Origin of the sequence: Arthrobacter sp. FW306-04-A (assembly GCF_044358315.1) — a bacterium.
Lineage (GTDB): Bacteria > Actinomycetota > Actinomycetes > Actinomycetales > Micrococcaceae > Arthrobacter.
The window spans coordinates 1516427-1536790 of record NZ_CP084559.1; the positions used below are offsets into that span (position 1 = coordinate 1516427).

The 20364-nt window shown below is 63.7% G+C and carries 21 protein-coding genes; 18 read left to right on the forward strand and 3 right to left on the reverse strand.

The features are described 5' to 3' along the window. The first annotated feature begins 107 nt into the window (after nucleotides 1-107). Nucleotides 108-560, forward strand: a complete 453-nt coding sequence (locus LFT43_RS06945) for a helix-turn-helix domain-containing protein (RefSeq protein WP_265978371.1) — start codon at nucleotides 108-110, stop codon at nucleotides 558-560. 159 nt (nucleotides 561-719) lie between these two features. Here the strand turns inward: LFT43_RS06945 and LFT43_RS06950 are convergent, their stop codons facing one another. Beyond that, nucleotides 720-1217, reverse strand: a complete 498-nt coding sequence (locus LFT43_RS06950; RefSeq protein WP_184735788.1) for a MarR family winged helix-turn-helix transcriptional regulator — start codon at nucleotides 1215-1217, stop codon at nucleotides 720-722. 41 nt (nucleotides 1218-1258) lie between these two features. Here LFT43_RS06950 and LFT43_RS06955 point away from each other — a divergent pair, with 41 nt between their 5' ends. The 7 genes from LFT43_RS06955 (at nucleotide 1259) to dapF (ending at nucleotide 8384) form a co-directional block, all read left to right on the forward strand. Then, entirely contained in the window at nucleotides 1259-1498 is a 240-nt protein-coding gene (locus LFT43_RS06955) for a DUF3046 domain-containing protein (protein WP_234753123.1), read from the forward strand. A gap of 239 nt (nucleotides 1499-1737) precedes the next feature. Beyond that, complete coding sequence (gene recA / locus LFT43_RS06960; RefSeq protein WP_234753124.1) at nucleotides 1738-2787, forward strand: recombinase RecA; 1050 nt, start codon at nucleotides 1738-1740, stop codon at nucleotides 2785-2787. A 148-nt stretch (nucleotides 2788-2935) separates the two neighbouring features. Continuing rightward, a complete protein-coding gene (locus LFT43_RS06965; protein WP_395801784.1) occupies nucleotides 2936-3448 on the forward strand; it encodes a regulatory protein RecX in 513 nt (170 codons plus the stop codon). Between the two features lie 128 nt (nucleotides 3449-3576). After that, entirely contained in the window at nucleotides 3577-4818 is a 1242-nt protein-coding gene (locus LFT43_RS06970) for a lytic transglycosylase domain-containing protein (RefSeq protein ID WP_395801785.1), read from the forward strand. A gap of 148 nt (nucleotides 4819-4966) precedes the next feature. Next, on the forward strand, nucleotides 4967-6436 hold the full coding sequence (gene miaB / locus LFT43_RS06975; protein ID WP_395802951.1) for a tRNA (N6-isopentenyl adenosine(37)-C2)-methylthiotransferase MiaB: 1470 nt from the start codon (nucleotides 4967-4969) through the stop codon (nucleotides 6434-6436). A gap of 6 nt (nucleotides 6437-6442) precedes the next feature. Further along, nucleotides 6443-7384 (forward strand): tRNA (adenosine(37)-N6)-dimethylallyltransferase MiaA, encoded by a 942-nt coding sequence (gene miaA, locus LFT43_RS06980; protein ID WP_395801786.1) that lies wholly within the window; start codon nucleotides 6443-6445, stop codon nucleotides 7382-7384. Between the two features lie 31 nt (nucleotides 7385-7415). After that, nucleotides 7416-8384: a diaminopimelate epimerase gene (gene dapF / locus LFT43_RS06985; RefSeq protein ID WP_395801787.1), complete on the forward strand. Its 969-nt coding sequence runs from the start codon at nucleotides 7416-7418 to the stop codon at nucleotides 8382-8384. On the opposite strand, the gene LFT43_RS06990 is transcribed toward dapF, so the two are convergent. Continuing rightward, nucleotides 8365-8979, reverse strand: coding sequence for a class I SAM-dependent methyltransferase (locus tag LFT43_RS06990; protein WP_395801788.1), 615 nt, complete (start codon nucleotides 8977-8979; stop codon nucleotides 8365-8367). The two genes, dapF and LFT43_RS06990, sit on opposite strands and share 20 nt — an antisense overlap. Nucleotides 8980-9356: 377 nt before the next feature. Between LFT43_RS06990 and hflX the strand changes: the two genes are divergently transcribed. Continuing rightward, nucleotides 9357-10919, forward strand: coding sequence for a GTPase HflX (hflX, locus tag LFT43_RS06995; protein ID WP_395801789.1), 1563 nt, complete (start codon nucleotides 9357-9359; stop codon nucleotides 10917-10919). Then, nucleotides 10912-12975 carry an ATP-dependent DNA helicase gene (locus LFT43_RS07000; protein ID WP_395801790.1) on the forward strand — a complete coding sequence of 688 codons (2064 nt, stop codon included), beginning with the start codon at nucleotides 10912-10914 and terminating at the stop codon, nucleotides 12973-12975. The genes hflX and LFT43_RS07000 overlap by 8 nt, the downstream gene beginning before the upstream one ends. A 43-nt stretch (nucleotides 12976-13018) precedes the next feature. Here LFT43_RS07000 and lexA read toward each other — a convergent pair whose 3' ends face one another. Further along, a complete protein-coding gene (gene lexA / locus LFT43_RS07005; protein WP_395801791.1) occupies nucleotides 13019-13768 on the reverse strand; it encodes a transcriptional repressor LexA in 750 nt (249 codons plus the stop codon). A gap of 367 nt (nucleotides 13769-14135) precedes the next feature. On the opposite strand from lexA, the gene LFT43_RS07010 reads away from it, so the two are divergent. The 8 genes from LFT43_RS07010 (at nucleotide 14136) to LFT43_RS07045 (ending at nucleotide 20362) form a co-directional block, all read left to right on the forward strand. After that, entirely contained in the window at nucleotides 14136-14495 is a 360-nt protein-coding gene (locus LFT43_RS07010) for a LysM peptidoglycan-binding domain-containing protein (protein ID WP_395801792.1), read from the forward strand. A 91-nt stretch (nucleotides 14496-14586) separates the two neighbouring features. Beyond that, complete coding sequence (locus LFT43_RS07015) at nucleotides 14587-15705, forward strand: histidinol-phosphate transaminase (RefSeq protein ID WP_395801793.1); 1119 nt, start codon at nucleotides 14587-14589, stop codon at nucleotides 15703-15705. Nucleotides 15706-15748: 43 nt separating this feature from the next. Next, nucleotides 15749-16375 (forward strand): imidazoleglycerol-phosphate dehydratase HisB, encoded by a 627-nt coding sequence (hisB, locus tag LFT43_RS07020; protein WP_395801794.1) that lies wholly within the window; start codon nucleotides 15749-15751, stop codon nucleotides 16373-16375. Next, nucleotides 16372-17115, forward strand: coding sequence for an imidazole glycerol phosphate synthase subunit HisH (gene hisH, locus LFT43_RS07025; RefSeq protein ID WP_395801795.1), 744 nt, complete (start codon nucleotides 16372-16374; stop codon nucleotides 17113-17115). The genes hisB and hisH overlap by 4 nt, the downstream gene beginning before the upstream one ends. A 1-nt stretch (nucleotide 17116) precedes the next feature. Further along, nucleotides 17117-17275 carry a hypothetical protein gene (locus LFT43_RS07030; protein ID WP_395801796.1) on the forward strand — a complete coding sequence of 53 codons (159 nt, stop codon included), beginning with the start codon at nucleotides 17117-17119 and terminating at the stop codon, nucleotides 17273-17275. A 45-nt stretch (nucleotides 17276-17320) separates the two neighbouring features. Further along, nucleotides 17321-18067, forward strand: coding sequence for a bifunctional 1-(5-phosphoribosyl)-5-((5-phosphoribosylamino)methylideneamino)imidazole-4-carboxamide isomerase/phosphoribosylanthranilate isomerase PriA (gene priA, locus LFT43_RS07035; RefSeq protein WP_395801797.1), 747 nt, complete (start codon nucleotides 17321-17323; stop codon nucleotides 18065-18067). Further along, the gene (locus LFT43_RS07040) at nucleotides 18067-18969 is read left to right on the forward strand and encodes an SseB family protein (protein ID WP_395801798.1); all 903 of its coding nucleotides are present in this window, start codon (nucleotides 18067-18069) and stop codon (nucleotides 18967-18969) included. Before priA ends, LFT43_RS07040 begins: the two co-directional genes overlap by 1 nt. Nucleotides 18970-19027: 58 nt before the next feature. Then, nucleotides 19028-20362: an MFS transporter gene (locus LFT43_RS07045; protein WP_395801799.1), complete on the forward strand. Its 1335-nt coding sequence runs from the start codon at nucleotides 19028-19030 to the stop codon at nucleotides 20360-20362. Nucleotides 20363-20364 lie beyond the last annotated feature (2 nt).

Consider the following 20364-nt stretch of genomic DNA (forward strand, 5'->3'; position numbering starts at 1 on the left):
TAGTTGTTACATTGTGTCGCCTCGGAATGGCCGGGGCGCCTAGGATGTAGAAACAACCGGTGCACCTTCGCGGTGAACCGGACTCACGAGGGAGCAAGGCGATACAGATGGTTAAGCAGCCCGTATCCGTAAACGGCGTTGTCCGCTGGAAGGATGTGGGCTTGGCCGAGAAGGCACCGAGCGAACAGAAGGAGCGCAAAATGGTTGTACTGCGTCACGAAATCGGTGATGTTCTGCGCGATGTCCGCCAGCGTCAGGGCCGTACGCTCCGCGAAGTCTCGCACAGCGCCCGCGTTTCCCTTGGCTACCTGAGCGAAGTTGAGCGTGGTCAGAAGGAAGCATCCTCAGAGTTGCTGTCCTCAATCTGCTCGGCACTGGACGTTCCGTTGTCCGGCATGCTCCGCGAAGTCAGTGACCGGGTTGCCGTCGCCGAAGGCGTCGCTGTTCCGGACACCGTCCCGCAGGAATTCGCCCAGCGCTATGGCCGCGATCTCGACCGTGAGCTCAGCGCCGAATTGAACGGTGACTTCACCCAGGGCATGCTCTCCGGAGCCCGTTAGATCGACCCTGCCCTCCGGTAAGCCGTTACCGAGCGCGATCCAGCACGGTTCATGACCGGTCGCTCGGGTCCCGTGCGGTGACACATAGCCGAATACATGAAATGAAGAAGGAGGGCCTCCAGTCGGAGGTCCTCCTTCTTGCGTCTGTGTGGCTTGGTGTCAGTCTTTGCCGATTCCTTCGCCATAAGCGGCGTTGAGCCGCTCAATGTAGTCTGCCAGCGTCTGGATTTCCTCCAGCGGCCACTCACCCAGCCGCTCCCGGAATACCTGCCGGCGTGCGTCCTGTACCTGGTGCATCTTTTCTTCGCCCTTAGGGGTGAGCCGGATCGATTGTGCACGGCCATCTTGGGGATCGGCCTCTTTGTAGACCATGCCGATGCTCTCGAGGAATGCGATCTGGCGGCTCACCGACGGTTTCCCGACGCCGATGCACGAGGCGAGCTCCGTCAGGCGAATGGGGCCCTCTTTCCGGATGATCGACAGCAGTCCGTAAGCAGCTGGTTCCATGTCGGGATGGACCTGCCGAGATAACTGATGGGACAGCGACCGTGCGCGTCGCCAGAACATGCTCAGTTGGTGTTCCACCTGCTGGAGGGCGGCGTCGACGTTGTCGCCTGCCTCCACCATCTCTGGTGCGTCGTCGGGAGTGTTGCTCATGACAACCATTCTAGAGTCCGGTCCCGTGAGAGACTCTATTGGTGCGGATCAGTGACTTCTGGCGGCTGATGGACGATGAATTCGGGGCTGGCTACTCCCGGGTCCTCAGCAGCTCCCTTGTATTGGCCGGCGTCGGCGGCCGTACGGCAAACGACGCCTTGGCTGCGGGCTACAGCCCCCGCGACGTCTGGCTTGCCTTGTGCGACGTCCAGGACGTTCCGCCGGAGCGACGGCTCGGCAGGGACGTCAAGCCCGCCGACAAGGGCTCAGGGACGTTCTGAATTCCAGTTCCCCGGGACACGCCAACAAATTTGTTCGAATATCTGTTCGGATGAGGCTATGCTCCTTTCAGAGGAAAATTGACCCTAGCGGACCGGTTTTCGCATCATTCGAATCCTGTGGTTTTCCACATAGACGAAGTCGCACGCAAAATTGTCAGCGGCTCGTACTAGCGTCGGATGAGACAGGAAAGCGGCCGTTCAGGCCAGTCCACAGCGAGAAAGCATCAGAGGTGTGAACCATGGCGGCAAATCAGGATCGTGAGAAGGCGCTCGAGGCAGCGCTTGCCCAGATTGACAAGCAATTCGGCAAGGGCTCGGTCATGCGCCTGGGTGACGAGGTCCGGGCGCCTATCGAGGTCATTCCGACCGGCTCCATCGCCCTGGATGTCGCTCTTGGCATTGGTGGCCTGCCTCGCGGCCGTGTCGTTGAGATTTACGGCCCGGAATCCTCGGGTAAGACCACCGTCGCGCTCCACGCTGTGGCCAACGCGCAGCGTCAGGGAGGCATCGCAGCCTTCATCGACGCCGAGCACGCCCTCGATCCCGAATACGCGGCGAAACTGGGCGTCGACACCGATGCGCTCTTGGTTTCGCAACCGGATACCGGTGAGCAGGCGCTTGAGATCATGGACATGCTGATCGGCTCCGGCTCCTTGGACGTCATCGTGATCGACTCCGTCGCCGCCTTGGTTCCCCGCGCGGAAATCGAAGGCGAAATGGGCGACTCCCACGTCGGCCTTCAAGCCCGTCTTATGAGCCAGGCCCTGCGTAAGATCACTGGCCGACTGAGCCAGACCAAGACGACCGCTATTTTCATCAACCAGCTCCGTGAGAAGATCGGCGTCTTCTTCGGCTCCCCGGAGACCACTACTGGTGGTAAAGCCCTGAAGTTCTATGCCTCCATCCGCATCGACGTCCGCCGCATCCAGACGCTGAAGGAAGGCGCAGATTCGGTAGGTAACCGCACCAAGGCCAAGATCGTTAAAAACAAGATGGCTCCGCCCTTCAAGATCGCTGAGTTCGACATCATCTATGGCCAGGGCATTTCGCGTGAGGGCGGCATCATCGACATGGGCGTCGAGCACGGCATCATCAAGAAGTCCGGCTCATGGTTCACCTATGACGGCGACCAGCTGGGACAGGGTATGGAGAACTCCCGCCGCTTCCTGCGCGACAACCCGGAGCTGGCCGCGGACCTCGAGCGGCTCATCAAGGAAAAGCTTGGTGTCGGAGTAGTCAAACCTGCCGAAGCCGAGAAGTCTCCGAAGCTGAAGGCCGTTGACGGCTAAGCGCCAAGGGCATTCACGGTCCGCGGGTTCTTCTCGGTCCTTCGGGTCTTCCCCTTCTTCGAAGTCCGCCCGGTCCTGGGAGGCGCCTGCGGATTCGTCCGCGGCAGCGGACCCTGATGCCAATCCGGAAGCGGTTGCCCGGACTATTGTGTTGCGCCAACTGACCAACTCGCCCAAGAGCAGGCTCCAGCTTGAGCGCAAACTGGCTGAGCGGAATGTGCCGGAAGATGTGGCCGAAGCCGTATTGGACCGTTTCGAGGAAGTTCGGCTCATCAATGACGCCGACTTCGCTGAGATGTGGGTCCGCAGCCGTGCCCAGTCGAGGAAACTTGCCCGGGGTGCCTTGAGGCGTGAGTTGGCGGACAAAGGAATCGACGCTGAGACGGCTGAGGCTGCCTTGGCGCAACTGAGCGATGACGACGAGCGGAACGCGGCCAGGGATCTGGTCGCGCGCCGGCTGAGGGCCGGCGTCGACCTTTCGGACAGGGCCGAACGCGATAAGCAGACCCGTCGCCTTGCGTCGATGCTCGCCCGAAAGGGCTACCAACCATCAGCGGCTTTCCGGATCGTTGGCGAGGTCCTGGACGAAGCCCTGGCAGGCGAATCGGAGTTCCGTAATGGCTGGGAAACCAGCGGCCCGGAGACGGACCAGATCACATAGGCGGGGAGCCCCGCACACTGAGATCTACCTGTGAGTATCCTGCCCTGCGGCGACGTTGGGTATGTGCTTTGGTGACCGTCGGCTAAGGTTCTGGACTAGTGTTCCGATTCGGAGGCAGGTGAGATCCAATGAAACCGTTGCCGTGGCGGCTTTCGGCAGTCGTTGTGCCTTTGCTTGTCGCGTCGTTGCTCCAAGCAGTCCCGGCCTCGGCCGACGACGCTCCGCCCTCGGGCTATCCCAGTTGGGCGGAAGTGCAACAAGCCCAGGGAAATGAGGCGGCCGCGAGCGCCGAAGTTGCGCGCATCAACCAATTGCTGGTGGGACTGCAGCAGAAGTCCGGCGAACTTGGTGCAGCCGCCATCAAAGCGGGAACCGAGTACGCCAAGGCCCATGAGGCTCTGGTGCATCAGCAGGAAGTGACCCAGAAGCTCGTTGAGGCATCCCAGCAGGCCAGGGCCAAAGCGGATTCCTTGAAGAAGGCCACATCCTCTTTAGTGGTGAAGGCATACGAGTCTGGTGGATTTGATCCCGGCCCGTGGTCCCTCGCGAATGCCGCCGTCGAACCTGACAACCTCCAGAGTTACGCTTTGCTGAACCGGGTTTTGGATCGTACGGCGAAATTGCACGCGGATGCACTCAGCGCGGCCCAGGCATCTGCTGCCGCAACGGCCCAGGAGCAAGCTGCCCGGGATGTCCTGGCACAGTTGGACAGCGACGCCGCGGCCAAGGCGCAGACCGCAGAGTCTGCCAGGCGCGCCGCCGAAGACAGCGTCGCCGCCACGGAAGGTCAGCGGACGACCCTCGTTGCCCAGCTCGCGTCCTTGACCTCCACTTCCGCCGCCGTTGCGGAAAAGTACCAGGAGGGCCAAGTGGCGCTGGCTGCATATGAGGCAGCGCAGGAGGCCAAGAGGGAGGCTGCACAGCGCCAAGCTGAAGCCGCCGCAGCGGAAGCCAACAGGCAAGCGCAGCAGGCTCAGCAGTCCCAACAGCCCATCAGCAGCGGACTCGGAGGGGGCGGAACCGGTTCCGGGTCCAGAGGCGGTGGCGGGGGAAGCGTCGTCAACGACCCGGCAGGGGCACGGCAATATGCTTCCTCCCGGCTCGGTGCCTATGGCTGGGGCCAGGAGCAGATGCAGTGCCTGTCCCAACTATGGACCCAGGAATCAAGTTGGATGACAGATGCCACCAATCCAAGCAGTGGTGCCTACGGTGTTGCGCAGGCGCTGCCGCCGGACAAGTACTATTCCGCGGGCAGCGACTGGCTCAGCAACTACCGGACCCAGATCGATTGGGGACTTGGCTACATCCGGGACCGCTACGGTTCTCCCTGCAACGCGTGGCAGCACGAGATGGGCTTCAACTGGTACTAGCCCGAGGGGCTACCCTAGATTGGTGAGTTCTCCTTCCGTAGCACCAGCACCAGCCTCCCTTGAGCTGCCCAGCCCGTCCCCTGTGAGCGACGCCGCGCCTGCCAACGAGGCGCAGCGTACTTACCAGGTCCGCACCTTCGGTTGCCAGATGAATGTCCATGACTCTGAGCGCATGGCCGGACTTCTCGAAGATGCAGGTTACGTGCCCGTCGACGGCGGCGTCGCCGACGTCGTGGTCTTCAACACCTGCGCAGTCCGCGAGAACGCCGACAACAAGCTCTACGGCAACCTCGGAGAGCTCAAGCAGGTCAAGGCGGCGAACCCTGGGATGCAGATCGCGGTGGGCGGATGCCTGGCACAGAAGGACCGCGAAACCATCGTGCGCAAGGCTCCCTGGGTGGATGCCGTGTTCGGTACCCACAACGTGGGCGCGCTCCCGGCATTGTTGAGCCGGGCACGCCACAACAACGAGGCCCAGTTGGAGATCCTGGAATCGTTGGACGTCTTCCCGTCCACCCTTCCCACCAAGCGCGACTCCGTGTACTCGGGTTGGGTTTCCATCTCCGTGGGCTGCAACAACACCTGCACGTTCTGCATCGTCCCATCGCTGCGTGGCAAAGAGAAGGACCGTCGTCCGGGCGAGATCCTTGCTGAAATCCAGGCGCTGGTGGATGACGGCGCCGTCGAGGTCACACTGCTTGGCCAGAATGTGAACTCCTACGGCGTGGAATTCGGTGACCGCCTGGCCTTTTCCAAGTTGCTCCGCGCTTGCGGAGACATCGAAGGCCTTGAGCGCGTGCGCTTTACGAGCCCGCACCCGGCTGCCTTCACCGACGACGTCATCGACGCGATGGCCGAGACCCCCAACGTCATGCCGCAGTTGCACATGCCGCTCCAGTCTGGATCGGACAAGGTGCTCAAGGACATGCGCCGTTCCTACCGCTCCGCCAAGTTCCTGGGCATCCTTGACAAGGTGCGGGACAAGATACCGAATGCCGCGATTACCACCGATATCATCGTGGGCTTCCCTGGCGAGACGGACGAGGACTTCCAAGCGACGCTTGACGTCGTCGAGAAGTCACGCTTCGCCTCGGCGTTCACCTTCCAGTACTCCAAGCGCCCGGGCACTCCGGCCGCGGACCTTCCGGACCAGCTGCCCAAGGCGGTTGTCCAGGAACGCTATGAGCGCCTGACGGACCTCCAGGACCGCATCGCAGCCGAGGAGAACGCGAAGCAACTTGGGCGGCGGGTTGAGCTCCTCGTCACGGCTCAGTCAGGTCGCAAGGCCGAGGAAACGCACCGCTTGTCCGGCCGCTCCCAGGACCAACGGCTGGTGCACTTCTCCGTTCCGGAGGGCGCAGAGGCACCACGGCCAGGCGATTTCGTCACGGTGACCATCACCGAGGCAGCAGCCTTCCACCTCGTTTCAGACCCGGCCACGACGGCGGACTATAGCCTGAGGCGCTCCCGTGCCGGAGACGCCTGGGACCGCTCGCAGGCCGATTCCTGCGGTGCTCCAGCGCCTGGTGCCGCCGGTGCCGGGTCCCCAGGTGCCGGGTCCTCGGGTGCAAGGGGCGTCTCCCTAGGCATGCCGTCGCTGCCCGTGCGACGCGGCTAGCTGGACATGACAGAAGCATCGGCCGGATCAGCTGATCCGAAGCCGCCCGTGATCGCCGTCGTCGGGCCTACAGGCTCAGGCAAGTCCGATCTTGGCGTCGCCCTCGCCCTAGGGCTTGACGGCGAGGTCATCAACGCCGATGCGATGCAGTTTTACCGGGGCATGGACATCGGCACGGCCAAGATCAGCGTCGCGGAACGCAGGGGAGTGCCCCACCACCTCCTGGACACCATGGACGTGACCCAGGAAGCCAGCGTTTCCGATTTTCAGGCTGAATGCCGGTCCGTTATTCGCGACATCCAGGGCCGCGGCAAGCGGGCCATCCTGGTCGGCGGTTCAGGACTTTACGTTCGGGCAGCGCTCGACGTGCTGGAATTCCCGGGCACTGATCCCGACGTCAGGAAACGGCTGGAGCAGGAGCACGAAACATCAGGCCTACCCGGCCTCCAAAAACGCTTGGAACGCATCGATCCCGTTTCGGCGGGTAGGCTTGGCGACGCGCGCCGCGTCATCCGGGCCCTGGAGGTCTTCGAGCTCACCGGACGCCCGTTCAGCTCATTCATGCCGCAGCGCGAGTACGTTCAGGCGGCCGTGCAGATAGGGCTCGACGTCGATCGGGACGTCCTGCGCGATCGGCTCGCCGAGCGGGTCCACCGGATGGTCGACGCTGGACTTCTCGAGGAGGTTGCGCGGCTGGACGCCGCCGGGCTGCGGCGAGGCAAGACGGCCTCGCGTGCGCTCGGCTACGCCCAGTTCCTCAAGGTTCTCGACGGCGAGTCGGACGTGGCCACGGCGGCCGAAGAGACCATCGTGGCCACTCGCCAGTTCGCCCGCCGCCAGCTCACTTGGTTCCGTGCCGACCCCCGGATCCACTGGCTTGACTGGCAGGACCCCGATTTGGTGGCCAAGGCCGCAGAAATCTGCGCAAGCCAGGCGTCGGCGATTTAGGCGCAACCCGCGGTACAGGTAGCCTTGATCCATGGACGAAACCCTTTCATTTTCCGCCCCGCAGCCCGCCGCTGCCGGCGGTGCCGTACCCGCCTCCGGTCTGCACGGATTGGCCTTTTCCAAGGGACACGGTACGGGCAACGATTTCGTCCTGATCGCGGACCCTGAGGACGCGCACCAAATCTCTCCGGAGCAGGTTGCAGCGGTTTGTGACCGCCACTTTGGCGTTGGTGGGGATGGGCTCATCCGCGCCGTCCCGTCGCGTTTCCTCGCTGAAGGCCGCCAGCTCCTCGACGCAGACCCTGGTGCCGAATGGTTCATGGACTACCGCAACGGCGACGGCTCGCTGTCCGAAATGTGCGGCAACGGCGTCCGCGTATTCGTCCATTTCCTCATAGAGCAGGGTTTTGTCGCCCTCAACGCTGGTGAGTCCTTGACGATCGGAACCCGGGGCGGCATCAAAAAGATCGTCCGCACAGCTGACGGTTACGCGGTTGACATGGGCCCTTGGGAGTTCATTTTCCCGCAGGATGCCACCAGCAAGGCCATGGACTCCCTCGTCAGTGCCGACGGATTGGAAGTTGCCCGGCCCGCTCTTTCGGTCAGCATGGGCAACCCGCACACGGTGGTGGCACTCGCCGAGCTTTCGGAGCTTAAGGCTACGCAGCTCTTCAAGGCGCCCGTTGTGGATCCCAAGCCAGTCAACGGTACAAATGTCGAATTCGTGGTTCCCGCAGAGCCTCTCGTGCACGACGGGATAGGCAACATCACCATGCGCGTCCACGAGCGGGGCGTCGGCGAAACCCAGTCATGCGGCACGGGTGCCTGCGCGGCCGCCGTCGCAATCCGCCACTGGGCCGGGGAAGGCGCTCCCGACACGTGGCGCGTCAACGTACCGGGCGGCGTCGTCGGGGTGCGGTTCTTCCCGGGCACGAGCGGACAGGAACACGTGGAGCTCAGCGGCCCCGCCGTGATTGTTGCTAGCGGGACGCTTTCCTGATTCGCAGGATGCGAAAGGATTTCGAGGTACTTTCCCGGGAGACCGAGAATGAATCGTCGAGAGCGTCGGCAAGCCAACGCTGAAGTGAATCCGCGCCGAGGTTTTTCTGGACCACAAGCCAGGCGTTTCCACCCGGCGCAAGCCGCGGCAGCCACGTAAGCAGCAGATTGTGAAGTTCATCCTTGCCGATACGGATGGGCGGGTTGGACCAGATGGTGTCAAACGTCACCGCGGGGTCGACGTCGCCGGGCAGGCTAGCGGTAACGTTCCGGAGGTCCAGCAGGGCAGCGTTCTCGTTTGTCAGAGTGATGCAGCGTTCGTTGACGTCAACCGCGTGGACGCGCGCGTGCGGAGCCATGAGCCCCATGGTCAACGCGATGGGTCCCCATCCGCAGCCGATGTCCAGCAGGTTTCCCTGCGGGGCCGGGGGTGGAACTTCGGAGAGCAGGATCGCTGTTCCCTTGTCGATCCCGTCGGGGCTGAAGATGCCGCCCGATGTCTGGAGCCGGCGGGTCGCGCCGGCCAGTTCCACCGTGAGGGGCTTGCGGGTGAACGGCCCCGCGGGCTGTGCGCTGAAATAGTGAGCAGACTCCATAGCTTGCCAGATTAGTGGCCAGCAGCGGGCAAGGGAAACCGCGGGTCGCCCAAGCCGAGCTTGACACTGCCTGATAGTCTGGTGCGCATGTTCCTGATCTTTGAGTAGTCGGTACCGCCCGCGACGCAGGCCTGCTTCGTTTGCAGCGCCATTCCGCCTTGGCAAGTCCGTTCCAGACCTTCCTTATTGGCGTCTGGACACTCAGCAGATCGTCCCCTTCCCGCTCTGGGTTCAGTGCACGCAATCCGCGCACGCCGTCCCGGGTGGAGAGCTCCGACCATCGGCAAAGCCTTGCCAGGCATCAGCCCTGCGCGAATTCCGCGCCACAAGAACCGAATCGGCACTATTCTGGAAATGCCGAACCCCTAAAGGAGACCATGACCACGCAGAAGAACACCGGACCCGATTCCGACGCCCAGGACATGAGTCCTGAAGAAATCCAGGCTGTCATCGACCGGATTCTCTCCAAGGACGCACCGGCCATAGTGCAGGAAAGCGACGAACCCAGGGGCGTGTTTGGCAAGGCCCAGGCGATTTCCCGCCTGGACGAAGAACACAGCATCTACGACGGCGACCAAGAGGATCTGGCCGAGCGCCGGGCCCTGCGCCGCACCGCGGGTCTGTCCACGGAACTTGAAGACGTCACCGAGGTTGAATACCGGCAGCTGCGCCTTGAGCGCGTGGTGCTGGCAGGCCTCTGGACCGAAGGCACCCTGGCCGACGCCGAGAACTCCTTGAGGGAACTCGCAGCGCTGGCCGAGACTGCTGGCTCCGAAGTCCTGGATGGAATCGTCCAGCGGCGCATGAAGCCGGACCCCGGCACCTTCCTTGGCTCAGGCAAGGCCCTGGAGCTCAAGGACATCGTGTCGTCCACCGGTGCGGACACCGTGGTGGTCGACGCCGAATTGGCGCCGTCCCAGCGCCGCGGCCTTGAGGACATCGTCAAGGTCAAGGTGGTGGACCGCACCACGTTGATCCTCGATATTTTCGCGCAGCATGCGAAAAGCCGCGAAGGCAAGGCCCAAGTCGAACTGGCGCAGCTGGAATACCTGTTGCCGCGCCTGCGTGGCTGGGGCGATTCCATGTCCCGCCAGGCCGGTGGCCAGGTGGGCGGTGCCGGAGCAGGCATGGGTTCGCGAGGTCCCGGTGAAACCAAGATCGAACTGGACCGTCGTCGAATCCGCACGCGGATGGCCAAGCTGCGGCGTGAAATCGCCGCGATGAAGCCAGCCCGCGAGACCAAACGGGCCAACCGCCGTCGTAATGCCGTTCCTTCGGTCGCCATCGCCGGCTACACCAACGCGGGAAAGTCCTCCCTTCTCAACCGCCTGACGGACGCGGGCGTCCTCGTGGAGAACGCCCTGTTCGCCACGCTGGATCCAACGGTCCGCAAAGCCCAGACCCCGGACGGGATCGGCTACACGCTATCGGACACGGTGGGCTTCGTGCGTTCGATGCCCACCCAGCTCGTGGAGGCGTTCCGCTCCACGCTGGAAGAGGTAGCCGACGCCGATCTGATCCTCCATGTTGTGGACGCCTCGCACCCGGATCCGGAGGGCCAGATCGCGGCCGTCCGGACGGTCTTCAGCGAAGTGGATGCCCGGAAAATCCCGGAAATCATCGTCTTGAACAAGGCAGACGTCGCCGATCCGTTCGTTGTCGAGAGGCTCAAGCAGAAAGAGCCACGCCATGTGGTGGTGTCTACCCGCACAGGACAGGGCATCGCCGAGCTTCTTGGCGCCATCAGCACGGCCATTCCGCGTCCCGGTGTGCGCCTTGAGGTTCTGATTCCGTACAACCGTGGGGAGCTCATCAACAAGCTGCACAACACCGACGCCGAAATCCTGAGCCTCGAGCACGAGGAAGAAGGCACCCGAGTGGTAGCCATGGTCCATGAGAACCTGGCCGCCGAGTTGGAGTCGTTCGTCAGCAATGGTTGATCCGGAAGCGGGGGAACGCGGCGAAACCGTGGGTGAACGGACCGCCCTTGAACTCCTGGACAAAGCAGTCGCAGGTATGGGTGGCCAAAACCGCGCGGGCCAGCACCAGATGGCCAAACACGTGGCACGGGCGATCGAGACCGGTGAGCACCTTCTGGTGCAGGCAGGAACGGGCACAGGCAAGTCCCTCGCGTACTTGATTCCCTTGATCGCGCACGCGATGGAGAGCAACAAACCTGCGCTCGTGTCCACGGCCACCCTCGCCCTCCAGACGCAGATCGTGGGCCGGGACCTGCCGCGGCTCCTGGAAACCATCAATCCAGAGCTGGAGCGGCCTGTTAGCATCGCGTTGGTCAAGGGCCGGGCCAATTATGTGTGCAGGCACAAGTTGGAGGGCGGATTTCCCAGCGAGGAACCTGCCGAAGGGCAGTTGTTCTCCCTCGGCGAGGACACCAGCGTTCCCCATCTCGCGGCCGCGATCGGCGGGCCCTCGTCTCAGCTCGGCAAAGAAGTGCTGAGGCTGCGGGAGTGGGCCGGGAAGACCGTGACCGGAGATCGCGACGAACTCATGCCGGGGGTCACGGACCGGGCCTGGCGCCAGGTGTCCGTCACGTCCATGGAGTGCCTAGGGGCGCAAAAGTGTCCGATGGCGGAGGAATGCTTCAGCGAGCTGGCCCGCCACCGCGCCGCGGAATCCGACGTCGTAGTCACCAACCATGCGATGCTCGCCGTCAGCGCCTTCGAAGGCCTGGCCGTGCTGCCAGAGTACGACGTCGTGGTGGTCGACGAGGCCCACGAGCTCCAGGACCGCGTCACTGGTGCAGTTTCGGGGCAGCTGTCCGTGGCAATGATCCATGCTGCCGCGTCCAGCGCCCGCAAACACACAGCCATCACCGTGGACGCACTGAACGCCGCCGCGGACCGCCTTGAGCTTGCAATTGCCGGCGCGCCTTCCGGCCTGCTGCCCAACGGGCTCAACGACGAACAGCTGGATTGCGTGGGCCAGCTCCGGGAAGCCTGCCGCGCGGCCCTGTCCGATTCGAAGGGTGATTCGTCCAACGCGGTGGACGGCGGACGCCAGCTCGCGCGCTCGCGGCTGATGCTGATCCTGGAACTGTGTGAACGCCTGCTCGCGGCCCGGGAAAACAGGGAAGTTGTGTGGCTCTCGCGGAACAGCACTTTTGATCCGCAGCAGGGGTACACGGCGCCGGATGAGGAATCACCTGCGCTCATCAATATCGCCCCGCTCAGCGTCGCAGCTCGGCTCCGGGAAGGGCTCTTCGCGGGCCATACCGTGGTGTTGACCTCCGCCACCTTGGCTATTGGTTCCGCTTTCGAGGCCACTGCGGGAGGGCTGGGACTGACCGGGCAAGGCGCTCCGAGCTGGACTGGCGTGGACGTCGGCTCGCCTTTCGATTACCCCAAGCAGGGCATGCTGTACGTTGCCAGGCATCTGCCTAAGCCCGGACGAGGCACCTCGCCCGAGGCACTTGACGAACTTGAAGAGCTCATCAAGGCCTCCCACGGCGGAGCCTTGTGCCTCTTTTCTTCCCGACGGGCAGCGGAGGAAGCCGCCGATGCGATGCGGTCGCGCTTGGACGTCGAGATCCTCTGCCAGGGTGAGTCGACCATGGCCGCGCTGGTCAGGCAGTTTGCCGAGGAGGACGACACCTGTCTATTCGGCACCATGTCCCTTTGGCAAGGCGTCGACGTTCCGGGCGGTTCATGCCGGTTGGTGGTCATTGACCGGATCCCGTTCCCGCGTCCTGACGATCCCCTGATGACAGCACGGTCCCGCGCCGTAGCGCAGGCCGGAGGCAATGGTTTCATGGCGGTGTCTGCCACGCACGCGGCCATCCGGCTTGCCCAGGGCGCCGGCCGTCTCATCCGTTCGAACGGTGACAAAGGCGTGGTGGCAGTACTTGATTCACGGCTTTCGACGGAGCGCTACGGCAACTTCCTCCGGGCAGCCTTGCCGCCCTTCTGGGCTACCACCGACCGTACAGTGGTCCGGGGCGCGCTCGAACGGCTTTACGCCGAGTCAGCCAAGGCCTGAAGCGGATGTCCTAGAAGCGAGCTTGTCTTAGAGCGGGCGCGTCCTAAAGTGAGCGCAGCACCGAGACGACCTTGCCCATGATCGTGGCGTGGTCGCCCAGAATGGGTTCGTACTGGGTGTTCTGGGGGAGCAGCCAGGTGTGGCCATCACGCTGACGGAAGGTCTTGACGGTGGCTTCGTCGTCCAGGAGGGCTGCCACGATGTCGCCGTTGATGGCATCACTCTGGCGCCTTACTACTACCCAGTCTCCGTCGCAGATGGCGGCGTCGATCATGGAATCACCGGCGACCTTCAGCATGAAGAGCTCGCCATGGCCTACCAACTGGCGGGGCAGCGGCAGAACGTCCTCAACTGTCTGATCCGCCAAGATGGGTCCACCAGCGGCGATGCGGCCAACGAGGGGCACCATGGCCGTATCGCTGGCACTGGCAAGCTCAGTGACGGCCAAGCCGCCTGCGCTGCGGAGTTTAGACGGCGCTTCAACGCCCGGTATGACAGAGCCGCCATCCAAGGTCAATGGCATGAGGACTTCCATCGCCCGCGGACGCTTGGGATCGCGACGAAGATAGCCGAGCTTTTCGAGCTGCGACAACTGGTGCGTGACGCTGGACAAGCTGGCCAGGCCAACAGTGTCTCCGATTTCGCGCATCGACGGCGGGTAGCCGTGATCGTTCACTGAACGCTGGATGGTCTCCAGGATCTTCTTTTGGCGGACGGTCAGGCTCTTGGGAGCCTTCTGCGGCTGCTGGCTCCGCGGTGAGGCCGATCCGCTGCCAGTGGCTTTCGCTGCCATGTTCGCCAACGCCCTTCCGTTCCGCCCGATCTGCGCTGAGGCGCTTGCCGGGACTGTTGGCCTGAAATGTCAGACCCTCCTGTTGCACTGATTCAGTGCTTGTTTCTTCACTCAAACGTAGGGCAGGCACAGGCGTTTATCAAACATTTGTTCTAGCGAGTCTCGACATCGTTCGTTGATAAGTGCTAAAAATGTCATAGCAAGGTTCGAATATGTGTTCTATAAAAGTGCAACAGGTCCGGGTGTTCGTTCGAATCGTTCGAAGACATGAACGAACAACCGCCCTGCAATCACTGACTGAAGGCAAGAATTGGCAGCCGCACTCCAGAGATTCCGGAACGCGGCATTGTTCAGAAGGGCTCAGCTCATGTCCGCTATTACCATCAACCACCCGTCGGGCCGCCGTACGGCACCGGGCCGGCTTCGCTTGACCCGCCGGGGCCGCATGGTCTTCTTCGGTGTTCCAGCAATGCTCTTGGTTGCAGCGCTGCTGAGTCTGGCGGGATTTCTGAATTCGCCGGCCAAGGCTGCAGATTCAGCGGCCCAGCTGCAGCCCACCTCCACCATCAGTGTCACGGTGCAAACCGGCCAGTCGTTATGGGGGATTGCCGGAACTGCTGCACCTTCCCGGGATCCGCGCGACGTCGTTGCCGAAATTATCCAGCTGAACAACCTGCAGGACGGCCACATCGTGCCGGGCCAGCAACTGTTCATTCCTGCCACTTAGCCGCAACTCTGAACGCGCTAACAGGTCCTTTGAGCGGGCGCTTGGCCGTCACAGTTTCAGGGCATCAGCCGCGGCACCTTAAACTGGGATGGTGAGTGACCAGCTTGAGCGACTTGACCGACTTCCCCTCCGGACCAACCTGCGCGGCCTGAGCCCCTATGGCGCGCCGCAGCTTGATGTTCCGATTTTGCTCAACGTCAATGAAAACACCCATGGCGTGCCCGCGGATGTCCAAGCGGCCATCACCGAAGCCGTGGCGGCGGCCGCCACGGGACTGAATCGCTACCCGGACCGCGAGTTCACCGAATTGCGTGAGGCCCTCGCCGAGTACCTGGGCCACGGAATGGCTGCCGAGAACATCTGGGCAGCCAACGGCTCCAATGAGGTTCTGCAGCAGATCCTCCAGGCCTTCGGCGGCCCGGGACGCACCGCACTTGGCTTCCCGCCCACGTATTCCATGTACCCCCTGCTCGCCAGTGGGACGGACACCGCATACATCGCCGGGGTTCGGGCTGAAGACTATGGCCTTGACGCAGCCTCGGCCGCGGCACAGGTTCGCGAGCTCCAACCGAACGTCGTGTTCCTGTGTTCTCCGAACAACCCCACCGGCACTGGGCTTAGCCTTGACGTCGTCGAGGCCGTCTACGAGGCCGGAGAAGCTAGCCAGGCGATTGTTATCGTGGACGAGGCGTACCACGAGTTCGCCCACGACAACACTCCGAGCGCGTTGACGCTCCTTCCTGGCCGTGAGCGTCTCATCGTTTCCCGGACCATGAGCAAAGCCTTCGCCCTCGCTGGTGCTCGCATCGGCTACATGGCAGCGGCCCCCGAGGTTGCCGACGCCATCCGTTTGGTCCGCCTCCCGTATCACCTCTCAGCGATCACCCAAGCAACCGCGCTGGCCGCGTTGCGGCACCGCGAGGCCCTCATGGCGGACGTCGAAGACATCAAGATCCAGCGGGACCGCATTGTGAACGAGTTGACCCGGATGGGGCTCAAGCCGGCCGCTTCGGACTCCAACTATGTGTTCTTCGGTGGACTCAAGAACCCGCACGCTTTGTGGCAAGGCCTGCTGGAGCGTGGAGTCCTCATCCGCGATGTCGGCATACCGGGCCACCTCCGGGTCACGGCCGGTACCGAGCCGGAGACCACCGCCTTCCTCGAGGCGCTCGAAGCCTTGCTGGACGGCCAAGTCGCCGCACCGGCCTAGACTTGAACCGGTCCCACCACTCCTTCCTCCTAAGGACATCTCAATGAGCGAAAACGGCGCCAGCGCGGCGGCCGCCCGGACAGCCCGCATGGAACGCACCACCAGTGAGTCCTCCGTCCTGGTTGAAATCAACCTCGACGGCACCGGGGTCTCGGACATCAGCACCACGGTGCCCTTCTACGACCACATGCTGACGGCCCTCTGCAAGCACTCGCTCATCGACATGACCGTCAAGGCTACTGGGGACACTCACATCGACGCCCACCACACGGTGGAGGACGTTGCCATCACCTTCGGTGAGGTGCTGCGCACCGCGCTGGGCAACAAGGCCGGCATCCGCCGCTTCGGTGAGGCAACCGTTCCGTTGGATGAAGCACTTGCCCACGCCGTCGTCGACGTTTCCGGACGTCCTTACTTGGTCCACGGTGGAGAGCCCGCCGGCCAGGAATACCACCTGATTGGTGGCCACTTCACCGGTTCGCTGACGCGCCACGTCTTTGAGGCGATCACCCTCCACGCCGGCATCTGCCTCCACATGAACGTCCTGGCTGGCCGGGATCCGCACCACATCGTGGAGGCCCAGTTCAAGGCCTTCGCCCGTGCGCTCCGTACTGCCGTTGAGTCCGACCCCCGTGTCGAAGGCATTCCGTCCACGAAGGGTGCCTTGTGAGTACCCACATCCTCAAGGATGGCGCCATCGTGGACCCGAAGGCTGCAAGCCGCATTGTCTCGCCCGAGGGAAAACCGACAGTAACTGTCCTGGACTATGGTTCGGGAAATGTCCGCTCTGCCGTTCGGGCGCTTGAACGTGCCGGCGCGGATGTCACGCTGAGCGCCAAGCCTGAAGACGTCCTGAACGCCGACGGCCTTTTGGTCCCGGGCGTCGGTGCTTTCGAGACGGTCATGCGCGAGCTTAAGGCGGTGGACGCCATCCGGATGATCGGTCGTCGCGTTGCCGGCGGCCGGCCCGTCCTGGGCATCTGCGTTGGGCTCCAGGTCCTGTTCGAGGCGGGCGTGGAGCATGGAACCGAGGCCGAAGGCATGGGCGAGTGGCCCGGCAAGGTGGAGCTCCTGCCTGCGTCCGTTGTCCCGCACATGGGCTGGAACACCGTGGACGTGCCGGAAGGCTCAAAGCTGTTCGCCGGCGTCGAGCACGAACGGTTCTACTTTGTGCACTCCTATGGAGTGCAAAAATGGGAATTCGACGTCGTCCAGCCCCGCATGGCGCCGCCGAAGGTGACTTGGTCCGAACACGGCGCCCCGTTCATCGCCGCCGTCGAGAACGGTCCCCTGTGTGCTACCCAATTCCACCCGGAGAAGTCCGGCGACGCCGGAGCACGGCTCTTGCGCAACTGGGTTGAGAGCCTGGGGCCGCACTCTCCGGTGGCCGAGACCGGAGCCACTGCCTGACATGTGGTCAATCATTTTCATGGGCCTCGCCGGTTTGCTGGTTGGCGGAGGCATTTCCTTCCGCCAGCAAAAGCGTCCAGCTTGGGTTTCCATCTCGTTTTACGTGCTAGCCGGCATGGCCCTGCTCGCCGCCTACCTCTTCACGCTGCCTGCCAACTGACTTGCCGGGCAACTAGCGCCCGTCCCCACAACACCAAGGACTTCAATGACCACCGCTTCCGAACTGCCCGTTCTGGAACTCCTGCCCGCCGTCGACATCGTGGACGGCCAGGCCGTCCGTCTCCTTCAAGGAGAAGCCGGCTCCGAGACCAGTTACGGCACCCCGCTGGAAGCAGCTCTGAACTGGGAGAACGCCGGCGCCGAGTGGGTCCACATGGTGGACCTGGACGCTGCTTTTGGCCGCGGCAACAACGCTGACCTCATCAGCGAGGTTGTCTCGCAACTGAACGTCAAGGTGGAACTCTCGGGAGGACTGCGGGACGACGAGTCGCTTGAGCGTGCGCTGGAGCTCGGCGTCGCCCGCGTGAACCTCGGTACTGCCGCCTTGGAGAACCCGGAATGGACCCGCCGGGCCATCAACCGCTTCGGTGACAAGATCGCCGTCGGGCTCGATGTCCGCGGCACAACGCTCGCGGGCCGCGGCTGGACCAAAGAAGGCGGAGACCTCTGGGAGGTGCTGGCGCGCCTTGAAGACGCTGGCTGCGCCCGCTACGTGGTCACCGACGTCACGAAAGACGGAACCCTTCAGGGTCCCAACGTCGAACTCTTGCGCCAGATGGTGGAAAAGACGGGCAAGCCGGTGGTTGCGTCCGGCGGCATCTCAAGCTTGGAAGACCTGCGGGTCCTGAGGGAGCTCGTGCCGCTCGGCGTTGAAGGAGCGATCGTTGGGAAGGCGCTGTACGCCGGTGCTTTCACCCTCCCGGAAGCGCTAGACGTCGCCGGCCGCCGCTGATGTCCCAGGATCCACAGTCCCCAGCTGCCGGCAAGGCTTCAACCCCGGCCCTGCGGCAATTGCCCGGGCACATCGCGGCGGCCCTTGCAGGTGCCGGGGGATCGGGCGACTCTGCCGGCCAGCCCTGGGCGGGCCGGAACCTGAGCGGTGATGCCGCCAACATCCACAATTTCGAGGACGACGACGGAACTGCCGACGCCGGGTACCTCGCCGCAGTCTCGGCCCTCCTTGCCGGCACAGGAAGCGAAGCCGGAGTGGTGACTTCGTTGGCAACGGCCAGGGTTTTTGTCCCGGTGGTGGCCCAGCTCGCTGAGGAAGCCGAGGGCGTGGATGGTCGCCACGCGGACAAGCAGGCCGACATGGCGCTGGTGACATTGAAAGCGCCGGATGGCCGCACGGCCATGCCTGTCTTCACGTCGGCCGCCGCCCTGGAAGCCTGGCACCCGCACGCTCGTCCCGTAGCCGTATATGCAGCCCGGGCGGCGCTGTCTGCCGTCTCGGAGGGAGCGCAGCTGCTCGTCATCGATCCGGGTTCGGATGTCACCTTCGTGGTGCGCCGGCCTGCTATGTGGTCACTGGCGCAGCAGCGCGACTGGACGCCGTCGTACCTTGATGATGAACTGGAGGCTGCTCTCAATTCCTTGGCAGGGACTTACCCGGCCGTGCGGCGCCTTGAGATCCGGCCAGGTGCCGGGGTAGCTTCGCTTACGGCAGATGGATCGACCATGGCCGGCGGGGGACCGGGACCAGAACTGCGCGTGGTGCTGTACCTCGAAGACGGCCTGGATGCCGCTGCGATCCAGCATCTGGTCTCCGGGCTCAACGAGCGTTGGGCGCAGAACGAATTGTTCGCCGAGCGGGTTGACTCGATCGAAGTCAGCTTGCAGCGGGCGGCACAGTAGCCGAAGGCACGGGGGGAACGTCCTTGTCCTGCCGTCGGCAGAACAGGGGATGTAGCTCGTGAATTTCTCTCTCTACCGGGAGATGCTGTCCATCACGTCCGTGCGGCGCCTCCTGCTGGTGGGCATGGTTGCCCGAATACCGCACTCGGCAGCAGGGGTTCTGCTCATCCTGCACATCGTGCTGACCTTGGGCAAGGGATACGCTGCCGCCGGTGCTGCCGCCGCGGTATTCACCATCGGCATCGCGATTGGCGCTCCGTGGCGAGGCCGACGCGTGGACACTGTCGGCCTGCGCAAGGCGCTCATCCCTTCCGTGGTCTCGGAGCTGGTCATTTGGTCCGTTGTCCCGCACGTGAGCTACGAATGGATCCTCCCGCTCGTCTTTGTCGGTGGCCTGCTGACGCTGCCGATCTTCAGTGTCATCCGCCAGTCGCTCGGCGTCCTGGTAGATGGTGAGCAACGGCGCTCCGCGTACGCCTTGGACTCGATTGCCACCGAAGTGGTCTTCATGATCGGCCCCGCAGTGGGCGCGGTTGTGGCCACGAGCGGGTTCACCGTCCTCGGCCTGACCATCGTGGGCGTCTGCACGTCGGCCGCCGGGCTGTTCCTTCTGTGGTTCAACCCGCCCACCCGCAGCGATGATGTCCTGGATGCCAGCCAAACGGCTGACCGCGACGCCGACGAGCTCCATGCTGCCGAAGCTGCTGTTGTGGCATCGGCTCCGGCCCATCTGCAGGAGGCTGCTTCGGAGATGGCCCACGCGGTTTCCCAGCCTTCCGGACTGCGGGGAAAGATGGCGAGGAACTTCACATGGTTCACTGCGGCAGTGGCCGCGGTTTTCGCCGTTGCCGCAGGATCCGGCATGGTCCTGAGCGGAACCGACGTCGGAATCGTGGCGGTATTGCAGCGCGGCGGCCATGAGAGCGAGATCGGGATTGTTTTCTTCTTCTGGTGCGCCTCATCGGTAGTCGGCGGACTCATTTACGGCGCGATGCACCGGCCCGTCTCGCCGATCCTGCTCCTGCTGGGCATGGCGGCCCTCACTATTCCGATGGGCTTCGCCGGGGACACGTGGACCCTTGCCTTGTTGTCCCTTCTACCGGGTCTGCTTTGCGCGCCGGTGCTGTCTGCAGCCTCTGAAAAGGTCGCAGACATCGTGGATGAGGACCGGCGCGGCGAGGCAATGGGCTGGTATGGCTCGGCCCTGACTGCGGGCGTGGCCTTCGGTTCGCCGGTCGCCGGGCTTTTTATCGACGGCGTGGGGCCATGGGCAGGATTCGTCGCCATCGGGACAGCGGGAGTGGTGCTGTGCCTTGCCGGGCTGTTCCTCCAGCTGCGTCGGCGCCGGATCATGACCATCGCCCGGGCCGGCGCGGGGGATCCCGTTAACTGAGT

Excerpts from the sequence above, each read along its gene's own strand:
- LFT43_RS06945 (WP_265978371.1), top strand. The coding sequence starts at position 108 with ATGGTTAAGCAGCCCGTATCCGTAAACGGCGTTGTCCGCTGGAAGGAT.
- LFT43_RS06950 (WP_184735788.1), bottom strand. The coding sequence starts at position 1,217 with ATGAGCAACACTCCCGACGACGCACCAGAGATGGTGGAGGCAGGCGAC.
- recA (WP_234753124.1), top strand. The coding sequence starts at position 1,738 with ATGGCGGCAAATCAGGATCGTGAGAAGGCGCTCGAGGCAGCGCTTGCC.
- LFT43_RS06970 (WP_395801785.1), top strand. The coding sequence starts at position 3,577 with ATGAAACCGTTGCCGTGGCGGCTTTCGGCAGTCGTTGTGCCTTTGCTT.
- miaB (WP_395802951.1), top strand. The coding sequence starts at position 4,967 with ATGAATGTCCATGACTCTGAGCGCATGGCCGGACTTCTCGAAGATGCA.
- miaA (WP_395801786.1), top strand. The coding sequence starts at position 6,443 with ATGACAGAAGCATCGGCCGGATCAGCTGATCCGAAGCCGCCCGTGATC.
- dapF (WP_395801787.1), top strand. The coding sequence starts at position 7,416 with ATGGACGAAACCCTTTCATTTTCCGCCCCGCAGCCCGCCGCTGCCGGC.
- LFT43_RS06990 (WP_395801788.1), bottom strand. The coding sequence starts at position 8,979 with ATGGAGTCTGCTCACTATTTCAGCGCACAGCCCGCGGGGCCGTTCACC.
- hflX (WP_395801789.1), top strand. The coding sequence starts at position 9,357 with ATGACCACGCAGAAGAACACCGGACCCGATTCCGACGCCCAGGACATG.
- LFT43_RS07000 (WP_395801790.1), top strand. The coding sequence starts at position 10,912 with ATGGTTGATCCGGAAGCGGGGGAACGCGGCGAAACCGTGGGTGAACGG.
- lexA (WP_395801791.1), bottom strand. The coding sequence starts at position 13,768 with ATGGCAGCGAAAGCCACTGGCAGCGGATCGGCCTCACCGCGGAGCCAG.
- LFT43_RS07010 (WP_395801792.1), top strand. The coding sequence starts at position 14,136 with ATGTCCGCTATTACCATCAACCACCCGTCGGGCCGCCGTACGGCACCG.
- hisB (WP_395801794.1), top strand. The coding sequence starts at position 15,749 with ATGAGCGAAAACGGCGCCAGCGCGGCGGCCGCCCGGACAGCCCGCATG.
- LFT43_RS07030 (WP_395801796.1), top strand. The coding sequence starts at position 17,117 with ATGTGGTCAATCATTTTCATGGGCCTCGCCGGTTTGCTGGTTGGCGGA.
- priA (WP_395801797.1), top strand. The coding sequence starts at position 17,321 with ATGACCACCGCTTCCGAACTGCCCGTTCTGGAACTCCTGCCCGCCGTC.
- LFT43_RS07040 (WP_395801798.1), top strand. The coding sequence starts at position 18,067 with ATGTCCCAGGATCCACAGTCCCCAGCTGCCGGCAAGGCTTCAACCCCG.